Origin of the sequence: Leptolyngbya cf. ectocarpi LEGE 11479 (assembly GCF_015207065.1) — a bacterium.
GTDB classification, from domain to species: Bacteria; Cyanobacteriota; Cyanobacteriia; order Phormidesmidales; family Phormidesmidaceae; genus Leptothoe; species Leptothoe ectocarpi.
Genome location: NZ_JADEXP010000505.1, coordinates 1 through 3,263, shown reverse-complemented (window position 1 = coordinate 3,263; position 3,263 = coordinate 1). Strand labels below are relative to the sequence as shown.

General features: G+C 51.5%; 2 protein-coding genes. Both read right to left on the bottom strand.

Going from position 1 to position 3,263, the window contains the following annotated elements; genetic code table 11:
- Nucleotides 1-1,779: SLC13 family permease (locus IQ260_RS29085; RefSeq protein ID WP_193996554.1), on the bottom strand; the 1,779-nt coding region annotated here is incomplete at its 3' end.
- Nucleotides 1,780-1,916: 137 nt separating this feature from the next.
- The gene (locus IQ260_RS29080; RefSeq protein ID WP_193996553.1) at nt 1,917-3,065 is read right to left on the bottom strand and encodes an AI-2E family transporter; all 1,149 of its coding nucleotides are present in this window, start codon (nt 3,063-3,065) and stop codon (nt 1,917-1,919) included.
- Nucleotides 3,066-3,263: the final 198 nt, after the last annotated feature.

Sequence of the window (3,263 nt, the reverse complement as noted above, 5' to 3'; positions counted from 1 at the left end):
GGCTAAGGGAGGCGTCACAATTGCCAATAGCAAACTGAGCGGGCCTCCCACTTTAACAAAATCTAAAAATCGATAGCCACCAGCGGTATAAACCATGGTGTTGGTTTGGTAGCCAATGGGGGTCATAAAACTGTTGGAGGCCGCAAAGGTAACCACAAACATGACCGTAAAGACATCTAGCCCTAGCTCGGTGGCCACTTTTAAGCCAACGGGCAACAGTAAAATCACCGCAGCACTGTTGGACAAAACGCTAGAGAGCAGCGTTGTCAGCACATACAACATGCTCAGTAAGCCATACCCTGGTAGATTTCTGCCCACCGCCACCAGCTGTTGGGCTAGCAAAGCCGTTGCCCCAGAGCTTTCCATGGCAGTACCCAATGGAATTAAACAGGCCAGCAGAAAAATAACATCCCATCGCACGGCCTGATACAGTTCTCCAGGCTTGAGACAGCCGGTCAGGATCATTAGCATCACACCGGCTAGGGATGACACCAAAATATTAAGGGGTGTGAGGGCCGCGATCGCAACCACCCCCACCCCAATCCCGATGGCCAGATTAGCCCGATCAGACCGCAGCGTTTCGAGATCGCGCTGTTCAAGCACCAGCAGATCGCGGCTAGTTTGTAATCCCAGCAAACTTTGCTTTGGCCCCTGCACCAGCAGCAAATCACCAAACTTGAGGGTGAGTTTTCCCATGCGATCGCGCACCAGATCCTGCCCCCGGCGAATCGCCAGCACCGTCACGTTGTAGCGCTGGCGAAACCGCAGATCCTTAAGCGTAGACCCAACTAAATTTGAGTTGGCAATCACCAGCACCTCCGCCACACCTTCTTGACCGGAGCTTAGATCCGCCTGCCAGGATTTTTGCCCAAACTGTACATCCGGCAAAATCTCAATACCTTCACCATCCCGGATTTTGAGCAGATCGTGACGACCCCCGCGCACCAACAAAATATCCCCCGCACACAGGGATTTATCCCCCAGAGGTTGGGGAAAGTGATTGCCATTGCGGATTAGCTCTAGAACATCCAAATCAAAGCGACGCTGCAGTTGGCTAGACTGCAAGGTCTGCCCCACCAAACTAGAGCGGGGCGTAATCACCACTTCACTGACATAATCCTTGAGGCCATACTCCTGACTCAAGTTGGTCTCACCCGTATCCCGATTGGGCAGCAGCATAGGAGCGATGAGCGTGAGATATGACAGCCCCACCACAAATATCGCAGCCCCTAACGCCACAAATTGAAACAGCGAAAAGTTGCCATAGCCCAGCTGACTTGACAGACCGCTGGCCAACACACTGGTTGAAGTCCCCACCACCGTCAGCATGCCGCCCAAAATTGTGGCAAAGGATAGGGGCATCAGCAGCTTGGATGGCGACAGGCGATGCTGCTGACAAAAATCCTCAATAATCGGCAAAAATACAGACACAACCGCCGTATTATTGATCACCCCAGAGACAGGTCCCACGATCAGACCCAGGACAAAAATCTGACGCCGACAGGTTTTCCCACCCCATCGCGTCAGCCAGCCGCTCGCTTTTTGCAATGCCCCGGTGCGAGCGATACCCGCACTCAAAATAAACATCGCCATGACCGTAATCGTGGCTGAATTACTAAATCCTGCAATGCCTTCTTGGGGCGTTACCAAGCCCAAAACCATCAACGCCACCATCACCCCAAAGGCCGTGATATCAGCAGGCAACCACTCCACCACAAACAGCACCAGGGCAACAGCCGTCACCCCGAGGGTCATAAAAATTTCAATATTAGCAGTCATATATCGCTAGCCAGACCGATCAATAGGAAGCCGTAGCGTAAAAAATCAACTTAACTAGCCGTGCTTTATCAGGAGCTGACAATTGATTTTCCCCAGGGAATTACCATACCGTCCGACATTACCTACATCGGATGACGTTAGCTATCCGCTTGAAAACCAGCCAATTCTGGTATTGCTTTACTGCGTTGCCGACGTTCCATCGTCAATTTAGGACGTAAATATAGATTTTCAAGCAGCACCGCCCCCCCGGCAATCCAGGGTGGCACAATTAACGCGCCGATAATCCCTAGCACCTGTGCCCCCCCCAAAACGGCCAGTAGCTGATAGAGCGGGTGTACCCCCACCGAAGACCCCACCAGTAAGGGGTCGAGCACATAGGTTTCAAGATTTTGAGCCACGACATACAGCAGCAGCACCCATAGGAACGTCCATCCTCCCTGGGGAATAGCTACTAGCAGAGCTGGAACAGCCCCCAAAATTGGTCCTAAAAATGGAATTAAGTTGGTCACACCGGCAATGGCCCCCAAACCCACCGCCAAATCCTTGAGCCCAAGTAAACTTAGACCCACACTGGTAGCGACAGATAGCAGCGCCGATACAACAAACCGCCCTCGCAAATAGCCCCCGATCCGCGCTCCCATCGGAGGAATCTGCTCTAAAATACGCCCATCCCAAGGACTCGGCAGTAATCGCGTCAGATTTTTGACCAGGGTACGGCTGTCAGCCACCATATAGCCAGACACAAATAAAGCCAGTACTAGACTAAACACCCCACCCAAAATCCCGGTGGTCACTCCATAGGAACGGATCAGCAGCTGTTGGCTTGACTTAACCGTCCAACTAATCAGGCTCTGCACATCGATCAGTTGGGTAAACAGTTCATTGGTTGTAAATGAGCGCGTATCGGTAAAGGCCGTTATCCAAGCATCAGCCTCATTGAGCAACCCCCGCAAAGAAACTGGAAGACGGCGAATGATGCGCTCTAACTGTTCAAATACCGTTGGGCCAATGAGCAACCCTAACAACACCAAGCCCCCAATTAGAGTCAGATAGACCAAAATGACACCAAGCCAACGGGGAACATGATACCGCTCGGCCCAATCCACCACTGGGGCAATGGTACAAGCCAATACCACCGAAATCATTACCAGCAGCAATAAGCTTTTGAGCTGCCAGAGTAGGACCAGCAGAGGAACAGCGGCTATCAAGAGCAAAACACTGCCAATGGGAATAGTTAACCGCTGCGATGGGTTTATTGATGTTTCGGCCCCAGGTTCTTTGGCCATAAAGTGGCAATACCGTACATTTTGTTTAGTGTAACGGGTTTAGTCTACTGGCCTTTTAAGCGATTTGGCGAGATTAGGGGGGTGCTGTGAAAAATGGGAAATGGGGAATGGGGAATGGGGGCAATTAGAGTATTAAAAAGCCTCTAAAGCGTATAGGTAAAGTCCTTTGTCAAAACACCAGGAATACGACTATCCCCC